General features: G+C 64.7%; 16 protein-coding genes. 8 read left to right on the top strand and 8 right to left on the bottom strand.

Annotation, left to right across the window (positions count from 1 at the left end; translation table 11 throughout):
* Positions 1–54: 54 nt before the first annotated feature.
* The 5 genes from NDI85_RS17625 to NDI85_RS17605 are packed head-to-tail and all read right to left on the bottom strand — an operon-like array spanning position 55 to position 6,400.
* Complete coding sequence (locus tag NDI85_RS17625; RefSeq protein WP_188997318.1) at positions 55–1,344, bottom strand: ABC transporter ATP-binding protein; 1,290 nt, start codon at positions 1,342–1,344, stop codon at positions 55–57.
* Positions 1,337–2,392, bottom strand: coding sequence for an ABC transporter ATP-binding protein (locus NDI85_RS17620; RefSeq protein ID WP_310916506.1), 1,056 nt, complete (start codon positions 2,390–2,392; stop codon positions 1,337–1,339). The genes NDI85_RS17625 and NDI85_RS17620 overlap by 8 nt, the downstream gene beginning before the upstream one ends.
* Complete coding sequence (locus NDI85_RS17615) at positions 2,389–3,564, bottom strand: ABC transporter permease (RefSeq protein WP_310916505.1); 1,176 nt, start codon at positions 3,562–3,564, stop codon at positions 2,389–2,391. The genes NDI85_RS17620 and NDI85_RS17615 overlap by 4 nt, the downstream gene beginning before the upstream one ends.
* The gene (locus NDI85_RS17610; RefSeq protein ID WP_188997308.1) at positions 3,564–4,532 is read right to left on the bottom strand and encodes an ABC transporter permease; all 969 of its coding nucleotides are present in this window, start codon (positions 4,530–4,532) and stop codon (positions 3,564–3,566) included. The genes NDI85_RS17615 and NDI85_RS17610 overlap by 1 nt, the downstream gene beginning before the upstream one ends.
* Positions 4,529–6,400, bottom strand: a complete 1,872-nt coding sequence (locus NDI85_RS17605; protein ID WP_310916504.1) for an ABC transporter substrate-binding protein — start codon at positions 6,398–6,400, stop codon at positions 4,529–4,531. The genes NDI85_RS17610 and NDI85_RS17605 overlap by 4 nt, the downstream gene beginning before the upstream one ends.
* 188 nt (positions 6,401–6,588) lie before the next feature.
* On the opposite strand from NDI85_RS17605, the gene NDI85_RS17600 reads away from it, so the two are divergent.
* Positions 6,589–7,206, top strand: coding sequence for a class I SAM-dependent methyltransferase (locus NDI85_RS17600; RefSeq protein ID WP_188997303.1), 618 nt, complete (start codon positions 6,589–6,591; stop codon positions 7,204–7,206).
* A gap of 161 nt (positions 7,207–7,367) precedes the next feature.
* Here NDI85_RS17600 and NDI85_RS17595 read toward each other — a convergent pair whose 3' ends face one another.
* Together NDI85_RS17595 and NDI85_RS17590 are read right to left on the bottom strand one after the other, a co-directional pair.
* Positions 7,368–8,423, bottom strand: coding sequence for a glycerophosphodiester phosphodiesterase (locus NDI85_RS17595; protein WP_310916503.1), 1,056 nt, complete (start codon positions 8,421–8,423; stop codon positions 7,368–7,370).
* A gap of 26 nt (positions 8,424–8,449) precedes the next feature.
* Positions 8,450–8,659, bottom strand: coding sequence for a hypothetical protein (locus tag NDI85_RS17590; protein WP_188997298.1), 210 nt, complete (start codon positions 8,657–8,659; stop codon positions 8,450–8,452).
* Between the two features lie 75 nt (positions 8,660–8,734).
* Between NDI85_RS17590 and NDI85_RS17585 the strand changes: the two genes are divergently transcribed.
* The 5 genes from NDI85_RS17585 to rdfA all read left to right on the top strand — a co-directional run bounded on the left by NDI85_RS17585 (position 8,735) and on the right by rdfA (position 12,560).
* On the top strand, positions 8,735–8,920 hold the full coding sequence (locus NDI85_RS17585; protein ID WP_310916502.1) for a hypothetical protein: 186 nt from the start codon (positions 8,735–8,737) through the stop codon (positions 8,918–8,920).
* A 355-nt stretch (positions 8,921–9,275) separates the two neighbouring features.
* The gene (locus NDI85_RS17580; protein WP_310916501.1) at positions 9,276–9,545 is read left to right on the top strand and encodes a hypothetical protein; all 270 of its coding nucleotides are present in this window, start codon (positions 9,276–9,278) and stop codon (positions 9,543–9,545) included.
* Entirely contained in the window at positions 9,542–9,727 is a 186-nt protein-coding gene (locus NDI85_RS17575; RefSeq protein ID WP_188997291.1) for a hypothetical protein, read from the top strand. Before NDI85_RS17580 ends, NDI85_RS17575 begins: the two co-directional genes overlap by 4 nt.
* 196 nt (positions 9,728–9,923) lie before the next feature.
* On the top strand, positions 9,924–11,864 hold the full coding sequence (locus tag NDI85_RS17570) for an acetate--CoA ligase (protein ID WP_310916500.1): 1,941 nt from the start codon (positions 9,924–9,926) through the stop codon (positions 11,862–11,864).
* Positions 11,865–11,945: 81 nt separating this feature from the next.
* The gene (gene rdfA / locus NDI85_RS17565) at positions 11,946–12,560 is read left to right on the top strand and encodes a rod-determining factor RdfA (RefSeq protein WP_310916499.1); all 615 of its coding nucleotides are present in this window, start codon (positions 11,946–11,948) and stop codon (positions 12,558–12,560) included.
* Here rdfA and NDI85_RS17560 read toward each other — a convergent pair.
* Positions 12,557–14,536, bottom strand: coding sequence for an archaea-specific SMC-related protein (locus NDI85_RS17560; protein ID WP_310916498.1), 1,980 nt, complete (start codon positions 14,534–14,536; stop codon positions 12,557–12,559). The two genes, rdfA and NDI85_RS17560, sit on opposite strands and share 4 nt — an antisense overlap.
* A gap of 316 nt (positions 14,537–14,852) precedes the next feature.
* Between NDI85_RS17560 and NDI85_RS17555 the strand changes: the two genes are divergently transcribed.
* Together NDI85_RS17555 and NDI85_RS17550 are read left to right on the top strand one after the other, a co-directional pair.
* Positions 14,853–15,143, top strand: a complete 291-nt coding sequence (locus NDI85_RS17555; RefSeq protein ID WP_310916497.1) for a HalOD1 output domain-containing protein — start codon at positions 14,853–14,855, stop codon at positions 15,141–15,143.
* Positions 15,144–15,270: 127 nt separating this feature from the next.
* Complete coding sequence (locus NDI85_RS17550) at positions 15,271–15,432, top strand: hypothetical protein (protein ID WP_310916496.1); 162 nt, start codon at positions 15,271–15,273, stop codon at positions 15,430–15,432.
* Positions 15,433–15,741: the final 309 nt, after the last annotated feature.

Here is a 15,741-nt window from a genome sequence, read left to right as displayed (position 1 = left end):
CGACGCCGACGCGCGTTTTCGGCTGGTCCGGGCGGCGACCCGCGGGAAGTCGACTCAGGAGTGGCGCGCCCCGTCGGATTCGACGAGGTGACAGGCCGCACGATGCTCGTCGGTCACCCACACCTCGGCTGGGACCTCGCGGGCACAGACGGTCGGGAAGGCGTCTTCGAGGCGTCTGTGTGCGCGGTCCACGTCGCCGCCGAGGACGTTCGTCAGCGCCGCGTCGAGGGTTTCCTCGGCCGCCGGGTCCCCGAGCGTGTCGGGGATGTCGAACTCCGCACGGATGGCGGCCCGGACTTGCTCGTCGGTGACCGCCCCGACCGGGGTGTCGGCTTCGGCGGCGACGAACTCCCGGACCGACTCGGGGTCGACGCCGTCCGTGGCGAGGCGACGGCGGAAATCGAGGACGGCGCGCCACGCCCGCTGGTCGATGTCGTATCCCGGCGGCGGGATGACCTTCGGACACCGCGTGTGGAATCGGCAGCCGCTCGGTGGGTCACCGGCAGAGGGCACGTCCCCGCGTAGCTCGACCCGGTTGCCACGTTTCCGCGGGTCGAACGTCGGGATCGAGGCGATGAGCACCTCCGTGTAGGGATGCTGTGGCGAGTCGAACAACCGAGCCGTCGGGGCGTCCTCGACGATTTCGCCGAGGTACATCACGGCTGTCCGGTCACAGATCTCGCGGACGATACCCATGTCGTGGGTGATGACGAGGAGCCCGAGGCCGAACTCCCGCTGGATGTCCTCTAGCAACCCGAGAATCGCCGACTGGACGGACACGTCGAGCGCGCTCGTCGGCTCGTCGGCGATCAGCAGGCTCGGGTTGAGGACGAGCGCACGAGCCAGCGCGACGCGCTGTTTCTGGCCGCCGGAGAACTCGTGGGGGTACCGGTCGACGTCGTCAGCCGAGAGGCCGACCCGCTCTAGCAGGTCCGTGGTCACCTCTCGCCGGAGTTCGCGGTCGGTCACGCCGTGGATGACGAGCGGTTCGGCCACCGACTCCCCGATGGTCATCCGGGGGTCGAAACTGGCGCTCGGGTCCTGAAAGATCATCTGTGCATTGCGCCGGAACGCCTTCAGCGCCCGTCCGGAGAGGTCGGTGACTTCCTCGCCCTCGAAGCGTATCGACCCGGCGGTGGGTTCTTCCAGTCGGAGCATCGTCCGGGCCGCGGTCGATTTCCCGCACCCGGACTCCCCGACGAGGCCGACCGTCTCGCCCCGCCGGACCGAGAGGTCGATGCCGTCGACGGCCCGCACGGTCCCGACCTGTCGCCTGAGAACGCCCTCGGTGATAGGGAAGTGCTTCGTCAGGTTCTCCACCTCGAACAGCGGCGGCTCAGCCATCCGGGTCACCCTCTGACTGGCCGTTTCGGAGTGCGTCCGGGTCACCGCCGGGCCCGTAGTACACGCAGGACGCGGTCTGGGCGTCCGCGACGTCGTACAGCGGCGGCTGGTCGCCCGTGTGACACTCGTTGCGAGCGTACTCGCACCTGCTGGCGAATCGGCATCCCGGCGGGGGGTCGTGGAGGTCCGGTAGCGTGCCCCCGATACTCCGGAGCGGCCGGCCGCGGCCGGGCAGACAGTCAAACAGCACTTGCGTGTACGGATGGGCCGGTGTGTCGAACACGTCGTAGACGCTCCCGCGTTCCATCACTTTCCCGGCGTACAGCACGACGACCCGGTCGGCGAGTTCGGCGACGACGCCGAGGTCGTGGGTGATGAGCAGAATCGCCATGTCGTACTCCGTCTGGATCGATTCGAGGAGGTCGAGCAACTGCGCCTGAATCGTCACGTCGAGTGCCGTCGTCGGTTCGTCGGCGATGAGCAGGTCCGGAGTGGCCGCGAGCGCCATCGCGACGACGATTCGCTGTTTCATCCCGCCGGAGAACTCGTGTGGGTAGTCGTCGTACCGCGTCGTCGCGTCCGGAATCCCGACTTGATCCAGGAGCGTGAGCGCGCGTTCTCTGGCCGCGGCGTCGCTTACGTCCTCGTGGACCTGTATCGCTTCGCGAATCTGCCAGCCGACGGTGTAGCAGTGGTTGAGCGCGTGCTGTGGGTCCTGAAACACGTGGGCGATGCGGTCGCCGCGGATGGCGCGTAGGTCTCGTTCAGAGAGCGACAGCAGGTCTCGGCCGTCGAGTTCGGCCACGCCGCGGACGATACGCCCCGGCGGCATCCGGATCAACTTCGTTATCGTCTCTGCGGTGACGGTCTTACCGCTCCCGCTCTCGCCGACGAGACAGACAGTCTCGCCCCGCTCTACGTCGAAGTCGACGCCGTCGACGGCCCGGAGTGGCCCCCGGTCAGTCTCGAACTCGACGGTGAGGTCACGGACGGACAGCAGCGACATCTCTTGCTGTGTCTCGGTCGCCCCCCGCTGGTGCTGACTCATCGCTCCCCCTCCGAACGGGGGTCGAGCGCGTTCCGTAGCGCGTCGCCCACGAAGTTGAACGCCAGAATCGTCAGGAACAGAAAGACCCCCGGGACCGTCGAAATCCACCACGCCGTCCGGAGGTCCGAGCGGCCGGCGGCAATCGTCTGGCCCCACGAGGGTATCGTCGGGTCGCCCAGCGAGAGGAACGCAAGCCCCGCCTCGAACAGAATCAGCCCGGGGATCAACAGCGTCAGGTTCGTGATGACCGTCCCCGAGACGTTCGGCAGGATGTGGCGTCTGATGACGTGTCCCGTGCCTGCGCCGGCACAGCGTGCGACTTCGACGTACTCGTCTTCCGACCGCTGGAGGGCCGCACTCCGGACGAGTCTGGCGGTCCCGCCCCAACTGAGCAGCCCGAACACGAGGATGAACATCAGCAGACTCCCGCCGAAGAGGTAGATGAGCAAGAGGTACAGCAGGAAGGATGGGAACACCTGCTGGATGTCGACGTAGCGCATCAGCACCTCGTCGACGAGGCCGCCGACGTAGGCGGCGACGGTGCCGACCGTCGCGCCGATGCTGATGATGAGAAACGACGTTATCAGGCCGATACGAATCGAGACGCGCATCCCGAGGACGACCAGCGAGAGGATGTCTTTGCCGTCGCCGGTCGTCCCGAGCGGGAACTGCCAGCTTCCGTGACATCGCCCGTCGACGACGTCACCGCCGCAACTGAGCGGGACGGAACTGTCGACGGCGAGACCGACCGGCGGCTGGTAGCTCTGTGTGAGTTCGACCTGTGGCTTGCTGACGAGCAGCGGCCCGACGAGTCCCAGCGTGAAGACGAGAAGCAAAAATCCGAGGCTGACCACGGCGGCCCGATTCTTCCGGAACTCCCGCCAGTAGTGGGCGGTCATCCGTCGGTGGGTCGCCAGCGGGACGAGAACGTAGAAGACGAACAGGGCAAGCGAAACCACGAACAGCCAGTCCAGTTGGGACAGGTCCCAGCCGTCACGGAGTACGGGATTCGGCGAGAACAGCGGGGCTTCTCGAACGTAGTCGAACGCGAAGACGAGTGCCAGCGCCGCGAGCGTGGTCAGGAACCCTGCTGTCTGTCGGCGCAGCACGATGCCGCGTTTGGCCTCCCAGTCGATGTCCTCGAAGCGACGGCGTGGGGAGTCCAGACTCATCAGCGGTCACCGTAGTCGATGCGGGGGTCGAGTACCGTGTAAGCGATGTCCTGTAACAGGTTGCCGACGACGGCGATGAACACGCCGACGAGCGTCGTCGCCAGCACCAGCGGCGTATCCTGATTCTGGATGGCCTTGAAACTCAACTGTCCGAGCCCCGGGATGCCGAACACCACCTCGACGAGGTACGAACTCGCGATGAACAGTCCGAGCAGGTCCGCCACCAGAATCGTCGAGAGCGGCACGGCGGCGGGCCGAAGCACGTGCAACAGCAGTATCCGTCGCTCCGAGACGCCTTTCGCCTTCGCCGTCTTCGTGAAGGTGGCCTCGACGTACTCCAGTGCCTCCGCCCGGGTGTACCGCGTCAGGCTCGCGATAGACCCCGTCGTCAGGACGAACACGGGCAAGACGAGCTGTCTGGCGTTGGCCAGACTGAACACGGGTGCGTCCGGGTCGAAGACGATAGGGACGAGGTCGAGGTGGACGCCAAAGAGCACCAGCAGGACGATGCCGAACCAGAAGTTCGGAATCGCGTACCCGAAGAAGGCGAGGAACGTCGCGGCGTAGTCGAACCGGGAGTACTGGTGCGTCGCCGAGTACAGGCCGATAGACAGCCCGAAGGCGACCGTCAGAATCGTCCACGGCACGGAGTACATCATCGTATACGGGAGCGCGTCCGCGATAGCCGCGGTCACCGGCTGGCCCCGAGAGGTGCTGTATCCCCAGTTGAACGTCGCCATGTTGGTCATGTAGTCGGCGTACTGCCGCCACAGCGGCCGGTCGAGGCCGCGCTGTTGCTCGTAGGCCGCTCTGGCGGCCTCCGCGTCGCCACCGGAGACGGCGGCCTGAAACTGGATGCTGGTGAGCGCCTGTTGCTCTGTGACGTACAGCAGTGCCCACGTTATCGAGAGGATGACGAACGTGGCGACGACCGCCCAGAGGAGCCGCCGGGCGACGTACCACCTCATGACTCGAAGTAGTACGTCTGGGAGTTCCAGCCGCTCGCGAACGTCTCCGTCGGTCCGACGAGTTCGTCCTGTGCGCCGACGATGTTCGACGGCATCAGCAGGAAGCCAAAGGGCTGTTCACGGGCGAGTTTCTCGAACACCTCGGCGAATAGCTCTCGTCGCCGCTCCTCGTCGACGGTTCGGGACGCCTTGGCGTACAGTTCCGGGATGTTCGACTCGGGGACGTAGCCGTAATAATTGACGTTCCCCCGTGTCCTGAAGAACGTGGCACTCGAACTTGGCGTTCGCGGGTAGGTGTTGAACCCGAGGACGACGGACATGTCCCACGGTTCCTGACTGACTGAGACGTCGCGTGGCCCACCGTTGAACAGGCCGGCGCTCCACGGGACCTCCGTCCCCCTCGGCGGACTGTTCGCCGCGTACTTCTGCTGGAACGTGTTGCCCGGCACCGTCTCGATGCGGACGCCGATACCGAGGTTCGATTCGACCTCTTGAGCGACGAGTTCCGCCAGCGTTTGGTTGGTCCTGCTCGCTGTACTGGCGTACAGCGAGAGCGTCACCGCCGACCCGTCCGGGCCGAGGAGCGTGTCACCGTCGTACCGGTAGTCGGTCCCCTCGATGGCACGGCGCATCCGCCGTCTGGCCGGGTCCGGACCGTAGAGGTCGTCGACACCGAAGCGGTACTGTTCGATGCCCGCCTCGACGTACCACTTAGAGAACCGTGGCTGCATCGTGAAGGCCGGTTCGGCGAACCCGCGATAGAGGTTCCCTGCGAGCGTCTGCTTGTTGACGGCACAGACGAACGCCTGCCGGACCGGAACCTTCCTGAACAGTCGCCACCCGTTGGCCCGCATGTTGTACTTGAGCGCTTGCACGAACGGTTGTGGCTGGACGTACACGTCGACCGTTTCGAGTTCCTGAAACTCCCGAGCGTTCTGCGGAGGGATGCCGGCGCTCGTCACTTCCCCCTCCCGAAGCGCGTTCAACCGAGAGGACTCCTCGGAGATGACCCGTATCGTGTACGAGTCGAAGTACGGTGCGTTGCGCCACTCCTCGCCGACGTCGTCGAGTTCACGGACGTAGTACTCGTCGTTGCGCGTGGTGACGTACTGCGACTCTCGCTCCCACTCCTCGAACGTGTACGGGCCGAGATTGCCGGTGTACTGGAGTTGGTTGATTTCCTCGTCCTGCTGGAGGCCCTGTGTGTCCTTGTCGGGAACGTACGTCTCCAGAATCCCCTTCGGAAGACAGCTCTGGCCCCACATGACTGGCTTGAGCGGGAACGACGGGTCGACGTCGGGAAGCCGGATCTCGAAGGTCAGGTCGTCGATCCGCTCGACCGGAATCGGCTCGCCCTGCCGGAACCAGTCGCCAGCGTTCGTATAGCCCGCCCAGTTGTCCTCCCCCTGAAAGACGTTCCGTATCATGTACACCCAGTCCTCGGCGGTCATCCTGCCGTACCCGCCGCCCCATCGGAGGTTGTCACGGAGCGTGATCCGGTAGGTCTGGCCGTCGTCCGTCGACGGTTCGGCCCAGAGCGGGAACACGTTCTGGTCGTCGTCCACGGCCCACGCACCGTCGAGCGTGAGGCCGACGAACGCCCCGGACGTGGTGTCGTTGGTGAACAGCCAGTTCAGCGAGTTGGCGTCGGACCCGGCGACGCCGACGAACTCGCCGGCCGGTTCCCGTCGTCCCGCCTCGTCGGTGTCGACGCCGGTCTGCGTCTGGGTGGTAGTGGTGCCGCCACCGTCACCGAACAGCCCGTTACAGCCTGCTGCCGACGATGCGACGCCGATGCCCAGCGCCCGGAGCAGACCACGCCTGGTCGGACGAGAGAGCGTGTGGGAAACCCCATCATCGATTGACATTACCTAGCACAGAGGAACTGTGTATTTATTAACCATTTGGGTGGGTCCACCGTCTGGGACCATCCGAAGCCACAGTCGGGTCGCCGCCGTCCCACGACACTCCCCGAAGCGTGACGACGCTGCGACCGGACGACCGCGGCCGGCCCGAGTCCGAGGCCCATTTACCACTCGACTGCGTGGGTCCCCCTATGGAACCGGACGACGTTCGCCGGGACTGGGCCGAGCGCTCGGGCAAGTACTCGCCGACGTACTACGCCGACATCGGTCCGAACGAGGTGAGCGAGACGCTCGTCGACGTGCTGGGCCACTACGTATCGGACGACGCAGCGATTCTCGAGATCGGGTGTGGCTCCGGCCGCCACCTCGCACACCTCCGGAACCACGGCTACGAGGACCTCACTGGCGTCGACATCAACCCCGACGCCTTCGACGTGATGGCAGAGACCTACCCGCGACTCGCCGAGACCGGGACGTTCCACACCGGCGCGATCGAGGACGTCGTCGAAGCGTTCTCGGACGACGCGTTCGACGTCGTCTACACCGTCGAGACGCTCCAGCACATCCACCCGGACGACGTGTGGGTGTTCGAGGAGATAGCCCGCGTCTGCGGTGACCTGCTGGTGACTGCCGAAAACGAGGGCAACAGCCCCGAGCGAGGCCGGGAAGACGGCGAGGTGAGCTACGTCGACGACGAGTTCCCGCTGTTCCATCGGAACTGGAAAGCTGTCTTCTCCGAGTTGGGATTCGCCCAACTCATCCGGGAACCGACGGCGCGGGACACGATACGCGTGTTCCGGGGACTGTAACGCGGCGACGCCGCCTCCGCAGGCGTGCGGTGAGCAAAAGCGGAGCCACGAAAGCGAGTAACGGAACCGGGTGCCGGTCCACCTCCCACGATCCCCTATTTCGCTGGCGGGTCCGACGCCGAACGAAGGCGACCTGACGGTCGGAACCGCCCTGACTCGGCTCAGTCGTCTCTCGCGCCAAAGCGGCCCAGGTTAGGGTAGTCGGCGATGACGCCGTCGACGCCGGCGGCCGCGAGGCGGTCGTACTGATACCACGTACCGACTGTGTAGACGTTCACGGCGCGGCCCTCCTCGTCTGCGACCGAGACGAGGTCGATGTCTGCCCACTCCGAGCCCTCCGTGTAGTAGTCGTCCGCGTAGAACGGCGTCCCCTGCACCATGTTGTACGGCGGGTGGATGGCCTCGGCGTCGTAGGTCCGGGCGATGTCGAGGCCGTCCTCGATGGAGTCCCAGAGGAGCGGTGCGACGGGATAGGACGAGTTCGCTCGCGTCACGGCCAGCGCCGCCTCGTAGAACGAGGAGAACAGGAACTCGTGTGAGTACTCGTCTACGACGTCGAGCACACGGTGGACGAACGATCGCCACGTCGACTTCTGTGCGGCGAGTTTCTCGGCCGAGAGGTTCACGGCGAACTCGAGGTCGAACGACCCGGGGTTCTTCAACTCGACGTTCACGCCCACGCCGGACGGAATCGCGTCCAGCACGTCGGTCAACAGCGGGACCGTCTCACCGCTCCGAAGCACCTCGGCGTTCGTCACCGTCTCCGTGTCCGTCTCCCAGACGACGCCGGACGTGTCGGTCAGTCCGCGTTCGCCGCCGTCACGTTCGGCCAGCCGGGAGTCGTGGAACGCCACCACGTCACCCTCGGCAGTCGGGAGGACGTCTATCTCGATACTATCGGCCCCGCGTGAAGCCGCCTGTGGTGCCTTGCCACCGCGAGAGGCAGCCTCCACGGCACCGACCGTGTTCTCCGGGTAGACCCCCGCGAATCCCCGATGGGCGATGAGTTCGGGGTCCGAGTCGACGCTGCTCACGCCACAGGTTCCCTCACCAGTCTCATCGTCGTCGCTCTCGTCGACCGCGGAGGCAGCGACACCCGGGACGCCGAGTGCCGTCGCGCCGACGGCACCCGTCCCGGCGACAAACGCCCGGCGACCGATTCGCTGTGTGACTCCGTTGGCTGTTCGCCCCGACGACGTCTCGGGTCCATCCGACATACAGCACCGACTCCGAACGGGTCCGGTTAGAGCGCTTCTAATAGCCCTATATAAGTAGCGACGACGGCGAGTACGCACATATAGACGCTAGAGCGATACGTACCGATCCGGAACCGAGGGACAGCGAGGATTCGCTCGTCGAGGTCGAAGCCGCCGACGAACTCGGTGAATAGGTCGCCTTCGTCCGCCATCGTCGCCATCCGTTCGGTCCACTGGGACCGAAATTCCGTCTCCAAACAGCGGTCGTCGCCGCGCGCCACCCTTCAACGAACATATAGTTTTTATTCTCTCCGCTATAATTACACACCGACATGAGCGAACAGAACACGTCAGCGATGGACCCGAGTGACAACTCGATCATCGGCGCAGGTATCGTACTCGCGCTGGTCGGGTTCTACGCGAGTCAGGAACTGACCAACAGCGTCGAGATCGCCATCGGCGTCGGATTGCTCATCGGTGTCGTGCTCCCCGCGATACTCCTCGAAGTTCGAGGATAGCCGCCGAGGGACGCCGACCGATTCACCCTGTCGCCACGTGGGAGAATCGCATCGACCATCGTCGGTGTACGGTGGGTGTGCCTCACAGACGAGATTCGCCGTCAACGTTCCTCGGCCGTCGACACGTCGCGTCGGTGCCGTTTGATTCGTGCCGGTCATACCCTCGATTCAAGCCGGGGCGCCGGTGCGGAAAACGCCTTCAAACCGATTATGAAGAGTCTAAAGCGTTTTCAGATCGTTTTATCTGCGCCAGCACGGTCCGTAAAATCGGCTAAAATCGGCGTTCGCGACTGAACCGTTCTGAATCGACGCTAACCGTCTGTCCGTTATATTGGGGTGTGGGTCCACAGAAGAGATGCCCGAAGCACTCATGTCCACCGTCGACTCCTCCCTCCCACGACTGCCAGCCACCGGGACCGTCCGGACGCTGGCGTCCAGTATCGCCACGTCGTGTCTCACGGCCGTGCGGGCCGCCGCCTTCTGGGCGACGATTCCCCTCCCGCTGGTCATCGTCGGGTCGCTCCTGACCGGCGTCGTCGCCACCGCGCCGCTGTTCGTCGTCGGCCTCGTCGTCCTGAACGTCCTGTGTGCGGCCATCGGCCACGAGTACTCCCCCGAGAGATGACCCTCCTCAGACCCTCCTCGCAACCTCCCGACCAGCACCACGCGAAGACGATGCTGTTCTGCCCGACGTGTGACCATCAGAGCCCCGCCGACGGCGACTGGGTCGCCGACGATGGGGTCGAACGCCGCCGTCTGCTGTGCCCGCGGTGTGGCGACGCCGTCGTCGACGACCCCGAGTTCTGAGGTGCGTTCGCCGCCGCGTCTCGACGTCCCGTCCGCAGCGACCGCCGGCGAACGCGCTCACGCTCGACGGCGCCCGCTCGTCGTGCCGCCTGTCTGTCGTACCACTGTCCCCGATCAGTCGAGCGCGAGCCTCCGGAAACGTCGCCCGGAAACCATATTGATAAATGATGATGTACTGAAGAGCGAGACAGACACTATGACGACCGATACGGACTACGACCTCGTCACGCCGCAGTTACGCGCGCTCATTCGGGAAGGCAAAGAGAGTCCCGAGACGCTCTGGGCACGCGTCGCCGACAACCTGAACTGGTTCGAGCAGTGGGACGCCGTGTACGAGGAGGCGGGCGTCGGCGACTTCGCGTGGTTCCCCGGCGGACGGACGAACATCAGTTACAACGCCGTCGACTACCACGTCGAGAACGGCGGCGGCAACCGCGCGGCGATGGTGTTCGAGACCGGCGAACGCGACGACAACGCGGTGTACACCTACGCAGAACTGCACCACGAAGTGAAACGGGTCGCGGGAATGCTCCGGGCGTACGGCGTCGAGAAGGGCGACCGCGTCACCATCTACATGCCCATGTGTCCGGAGGCCGTCGTCTCCATGCTCGCTTGTACGCGCATCGGTGCGATTCACTCTGTCGTCTTCGGTGGGTTCGGGGCCGGTGCGCTCGCGGACCGCATCGAACTGGCCGAACCGAAGCTCCTTCTGACGGCCGACGTGGGCTTTCGCGACGGCGGCACGGTCGACCTAAAGTCGATAGTCGACCGCTGTTTCGACGACCACGAGTCGGTCAACGACATCGTCGACGACACCATCGTACTCTCCCGCGGTGAGGCGTCGGCCGACCTGCGCGAGTCCGAGACCGACTGGGACGACGCACTGGCAGCGGGCGCGGGCGAAGACACCTCACACGTCGAGCTGGACGCGACCGATCCCGCGTTCATCCTCCCGACGTCGGGGACGACGGGCAAGCCGAAGGGAACCGTCCATCAGCACGGCGGCTATCAGACCCACGTCTACGGGATGGGACAGTGGATGTTCGACCTCGACGAGACGGACACGTGGTTCGCCACCTCGGACATCGGCTGGATCGTCGGCCACTCCTACATCGTCTATGCGCCCCTCTTGGCCGGGTCGACGACAGTCGTCTACGAGGGGACGCCGGTGTATCCAGACGCCGGCGTCTGGTGGGACCTCGTCGAACGACACAGCGTAGACAAGATATTCACCGCGCCGACGGCGATTCGCGCGCTGGCCGGCTACGACGACACGTTCCACGAACGCGCTGACCTCTCCTCGCTCGAAGCGGTGTTCTCGGCCGGCGAACCGCTCAACCCGCCGGCGTGGGAGTGGCTCCAGACGGAAGTTCTCGACGACGAGGTGCCCGTCATCGACCACATGTGGCAGACCGAGACCGGCGGTCCGATTATCGGCAACCCGTACGGCATCAACACGCTCCCGATAAAGCCGGGCTCTGCGGGCATCGCGCTGCCGGGCATCGAAGTGACGGTCGTCGACTTCGACGGCGAACCGCTCGAACCCGGCGAGGAGGGCGCGCTCGTCGTCGAGAAGCCGTTCCCCGGCATGACGCCGACGCTCTGGGAGGGTCACGACCGGTACGAACTCGAATACTGGCAACAGATAGAGGACCTGTACTGGGTCGGCGACGCCGTCTCGATGGACGAGGACGGCTACATCTGGTTCAGCGGCCGTGCAGACGAGGTCATCACCATCGCCGGCCACCGCATCGGTCCGACCGACATCGAGGACGCACTCGTCGCCCACGAGGCCGTCGTGGAGGCCGCAGTCGTCGGCAAACCCGACCCGGAGAAGACCGAAGTCGCCGCCGCGTTCGTCGTCCTCCGAGACGGCTTCGACGGCGACGAAGCGCTGGCAGGGGAACTCCGGGAGGCGGTTCGGCAGGACGTCGGCCCCATCGCTATCGTCGGCGAACTGGAGTTCGTCGACCAACTGCCGAAGACGCGGTCCGGGAAGATAATGCGCCGGACCATCCGGGACATCATGTTGGACGAAGACCTCGGCGACGTCTCGACGATGGAAGACGAGTCCGCCGTCGACGAAATCGAAGCCGCGACCGAGGACATCGACGCGGACGACGACGTCGGGAACTGACTGCACCCCCGGCACTCGCCCGTCACGCCCCGTTGGGCAGAACACATCCTTAATCAACGGCGACGGCGAAGTCACCACACGATGTCAGCGGAGTCGGGCACGACGTGCAAGGTCGACCGGGTCGCCGAGAAGCGGGGACTCACCGAACTGGACGACGAGTTGCGGGAGCGCTGGGCCGACGGCGACAGCCTCCGTGACCTCGAACGCTACTGTAACGAGGCGATACTGCGGTCCGCGATGCGGGCGGCGGGGATGGAGACGCTCGACGGCGAGGCGGCCAACCTCTACCGACTCCTCACCGACGACGACGTCGGTCCCGGCAAGCGAATCGACGCGAAGTCCCGACTCCAGCGCAACGGACTGGACCCGGAGACACTCACCAGCGACTTCGTGAGCTATCAGACCGTCCGAACCCACCTCAACGACTGTCTCGACGTGACGACGGCCCGCGACAGCACGCTCTCCGTCGACAGCGCTCGGAACACCGTCCTCAAACTCGTCTCTCGGACCGAATCCGTGACCACCCAGACTATCGCTCGGCTCACCGAACAGGGGTCGCTGACCATTCCGTCCCCCTCCGTCACGCTGAGCCTGCGGGTCGCCTGTTCGGAGTGTGGTGACGAGTACACGTTCACCGGACTGCTGGAACGGGGCGGGTGTTCCTGTCGCGCCGACGAGGAAGCGACAGATCCCTAGGAATCCGCGACGAACGACTGGGTCGAGATAGTGTCGTAGCGCCCGTCGAGTTGCGCTCGTTCCTCCGGCAACACGGACGTGACGACGTAATCGGCGGACTCGCCGAAGTACTGCATCAGGCCGTGAATACGCTCTGCGTCGAACATCTCGACGGCGTCGACGACGATGAACGGGACCTCTTCGGCGACGTCGTGGACCAGATAGCCGGCCAGAGCGACGATGAGGCCGATGACCTCCCGTTCGCTCTTGCTGAGACTGTCGACGGTGTCGTCGTACGCCGTGCCGTCCTCCGTGGCTCGGACGACGTGAATCTCGAACGCCGTCTCTGCGGTGACGCGGTCGCCCGACGAGCGCCGTTCGAGCCAGATGCGCTCTATCGAGTCGTACCCCAGCGTCTCGAGGACCTGTTGCATCGTCTCGTTGAACGTACCCACGAGGTCCTGTTCGAGTTCGTCGATGCGGTCACGCTGGGTGCGGAGTTCGGACGCGACCGCCTCCCGCTTTGCTTCGATGTCGTCACGTTCGGCGAGGGCGGCCTCGACGTCGGCTATCTCCGACTCGACGCTCTCTAAGTCGTTTGCGAGTTGGCCGCGTTCGTACTCTAAGTCGCTCACCGCGTCGTAGTAGGTGGCTAACCGGTCGTCGTCCTCGGACGTGTCGTCGATCGCTCGTTGCAGGTCCTCGATTTCGGTCTCGAGTGTCCGACGGTCCGCGTCGAGGGTTTCGAGCATCTCCTCTCGGCGCTCGATCTCGTCGACGAGGTCCTCGCGACGGGCGCGTAACTCCTCGCGACTCTCCTGTCGCTGTTCGAGATCGCGCTTCCGCTCGGAAAGCGTCTGGATACGGTCCGTGATGGCCTCGCGCTCGGTCCGTTTCTCCCGAACGATGCCGCTGACGGCCTCGACCTGTTCGGCGATCTCCGCGCGTTCGACGGTGCTGCCGCACGTCCAGCACGTGATGGACTGCGAGGCGGGGTCCAGTTCGGCGACGATGTCGTCGGACGTCATCGCGCTCGGGATGTCCGCGGACTCGTCGAGAATCTGCGAGTTCATCTCCACGATGGGGCTCAGTGCGTTGATCGTCGACGTGAGTCGCTGTTTCTGCTGGTGGAGGTCTTCGAGTTCCGCCTCGATATCCGCGAGGTCCGCCTCGGGTTCGTCACCATCGGTATCGTCTAGCCGGTCGGTTACCGACGCCAGTTCCGATTGCAGTTCCTCGATAGCGGCCTCCTGACTGCTGAGACGCTGGCGGAGTTCGTTCCGCTCGCTCCGTTTCTCTCGTAACGCCTCCGTCTCGCTGTCGTCGTCCGCCTCAGCTTCGAGGGTCTCGATAGCGTCTCGCTTCTCCCTGAGTTCCGCTTCGACGTCGTCCAGTTGCTCCCGAAGCGTGTTCTGTCGCGTCCGAAGGCCCGGCAGTCGGTTCGCCATGGAGTCGAGTTCCGCGAGGCGGTCGTCGAGCGACTGTTTCTCGTCGCTCAGGCGGCGGATTTCGGCCTCGATTTCGTCGGTATCCACGGGCCGCATCAGGTACTCGTAGAGGTCGTCGTCTGCCAGCACCGCCCGTCGTATCGGGTTCGTCTCGGTCAGCGCGACGAACAACTCACAGAGGTCGTCCGCGGTTGTGTACCGGTCGGCACTCCGTACGACGGCGTCGGTCCCGTCGCGGCCGAGTTCGACGTGGTACGTCGCACCGTCGCGAGTCATGCTGACGCGCCCCTCGTCGGCGTCGCTCTTCAGCGGTGGCAACGGGCCACCGAGGACACCGGCGAGCGAACGTAAGAGCGACGATTTGTTCGATGCGTTACGCCCGGAGAGGAGCGTGACGCCGTCGGTGAGGGCCACATCTGCGGCGGCGATGCCGCCGATGTTCTCCACCGTGAGCGTGAGCTGACTGTCTGTCTCGCGTGCTTCGAGTGCGTCGTCGTTCTTCATATCCATCGTGTACTTCCCCCAGTGTTCGTATCGGTGAGTCGTCACGTCAGTCGTCGGCCACGTGGTCGGGGACCAACGCGCCGTCGTCGACGGACAGTCGCGATGTGTTGCCGTCGCTTGCCCGCCGTTCGAGCGCTCTTCCCCCTGCGGACGGCTCCGACGGGGAGCGCGACGTATCGGCCGTGGACGTGCTATCGACTGACACCGATGACTGCTTCGTGACTCGCTTATCGAGTTGGGTACCCGCAATTGTGTACGCTGACGTATGTACGTTATGCGCGTGGATCGCCTCGACCGGTATAAAAATACGTTGTATATTCCGCATTAACACCCATCATATAGAGGCGCGCCATACGGTAGCATGGGTGTAGCACGGACGGACAACTTCGACGGCACGACTTATCAGCTCAGTCACCAGTGGGAGGGTAACACCGAGGTGAGCGAGACGATACGCGGCGCTGTCGCGGAGTACGCCGGCGTGTCGTTCGAATCGCTGCCGCCGATGGACGAACGCATCAACACGGACGCGCTGGACAGTTTATTCGAGACGAAGTCGGCGAACACTGCGACACCGGGGTGTGTTACGTTTTCGTACTACGGATACACCGTCGTCGTCCAGAGTACCGGACAGATATTCTTGAGAGAGACCTGACCGCGGCTGACGGCGTCTCGGGCTAGTGCGGCAACCTGCCCAATTAAACATTGTAAATTCCCGGTTTAAACATCCGTAATTTTACCCACCAACACCTACAGGTGGGGAACCGGTATCTGAGATCGAGATGAACGAAATAGAGACACAGAAAGAAAAGCGGCCGACGACAGCGAAGTTCTACCTGCCGGCCGTCGCGCTGCCACCGCACCTCGACCGAATCGAGGACGTCGTGACCGACCTCTTCGAGTTCCACGGTGTGGTTCGCATGCCGGAGACGTACAACGAGTGAACCGCTTCGGGGTCAAGCCCCGAGGCACTCGCCGTGTTCAGTTGTAGCCGCGCCGACATCGCGACGTCGGCGCTATAGTGACAATTGAAACGATTCACACACCGACCGCACCGCCGTCGTGCGGTCGGGTGTGCATTGATTGTCAATGGCTACCATATCTACCGACGGAGTCGCTGTCGGACCCCATATTTTCCGTGCCCGACCACGTCAGCCCCGACAGCGGTCAGTCCACCGGTAGCCGTGGCCCGATAGGACACCACTCGTGTGCGAGCGGCGAAAGTATCGTTCGGACGGCGGCACCGTCGGAGA

The organism is Haloarcula sp. S1AR25-4 (genome assembly GCF_031624555.1).
GTDB classification, from domain to species: Archaea; Halobacteriota; Halobacteria; order Halobacteriales; family Haloarculaceae; genus Haloarcula; species Haloarcula pellucida.
The sequence above is the reverse complement of the archived record's forward strand: the minus strand, read 5'-3'. Positions and strand labels throughout refer to the sequence as shown.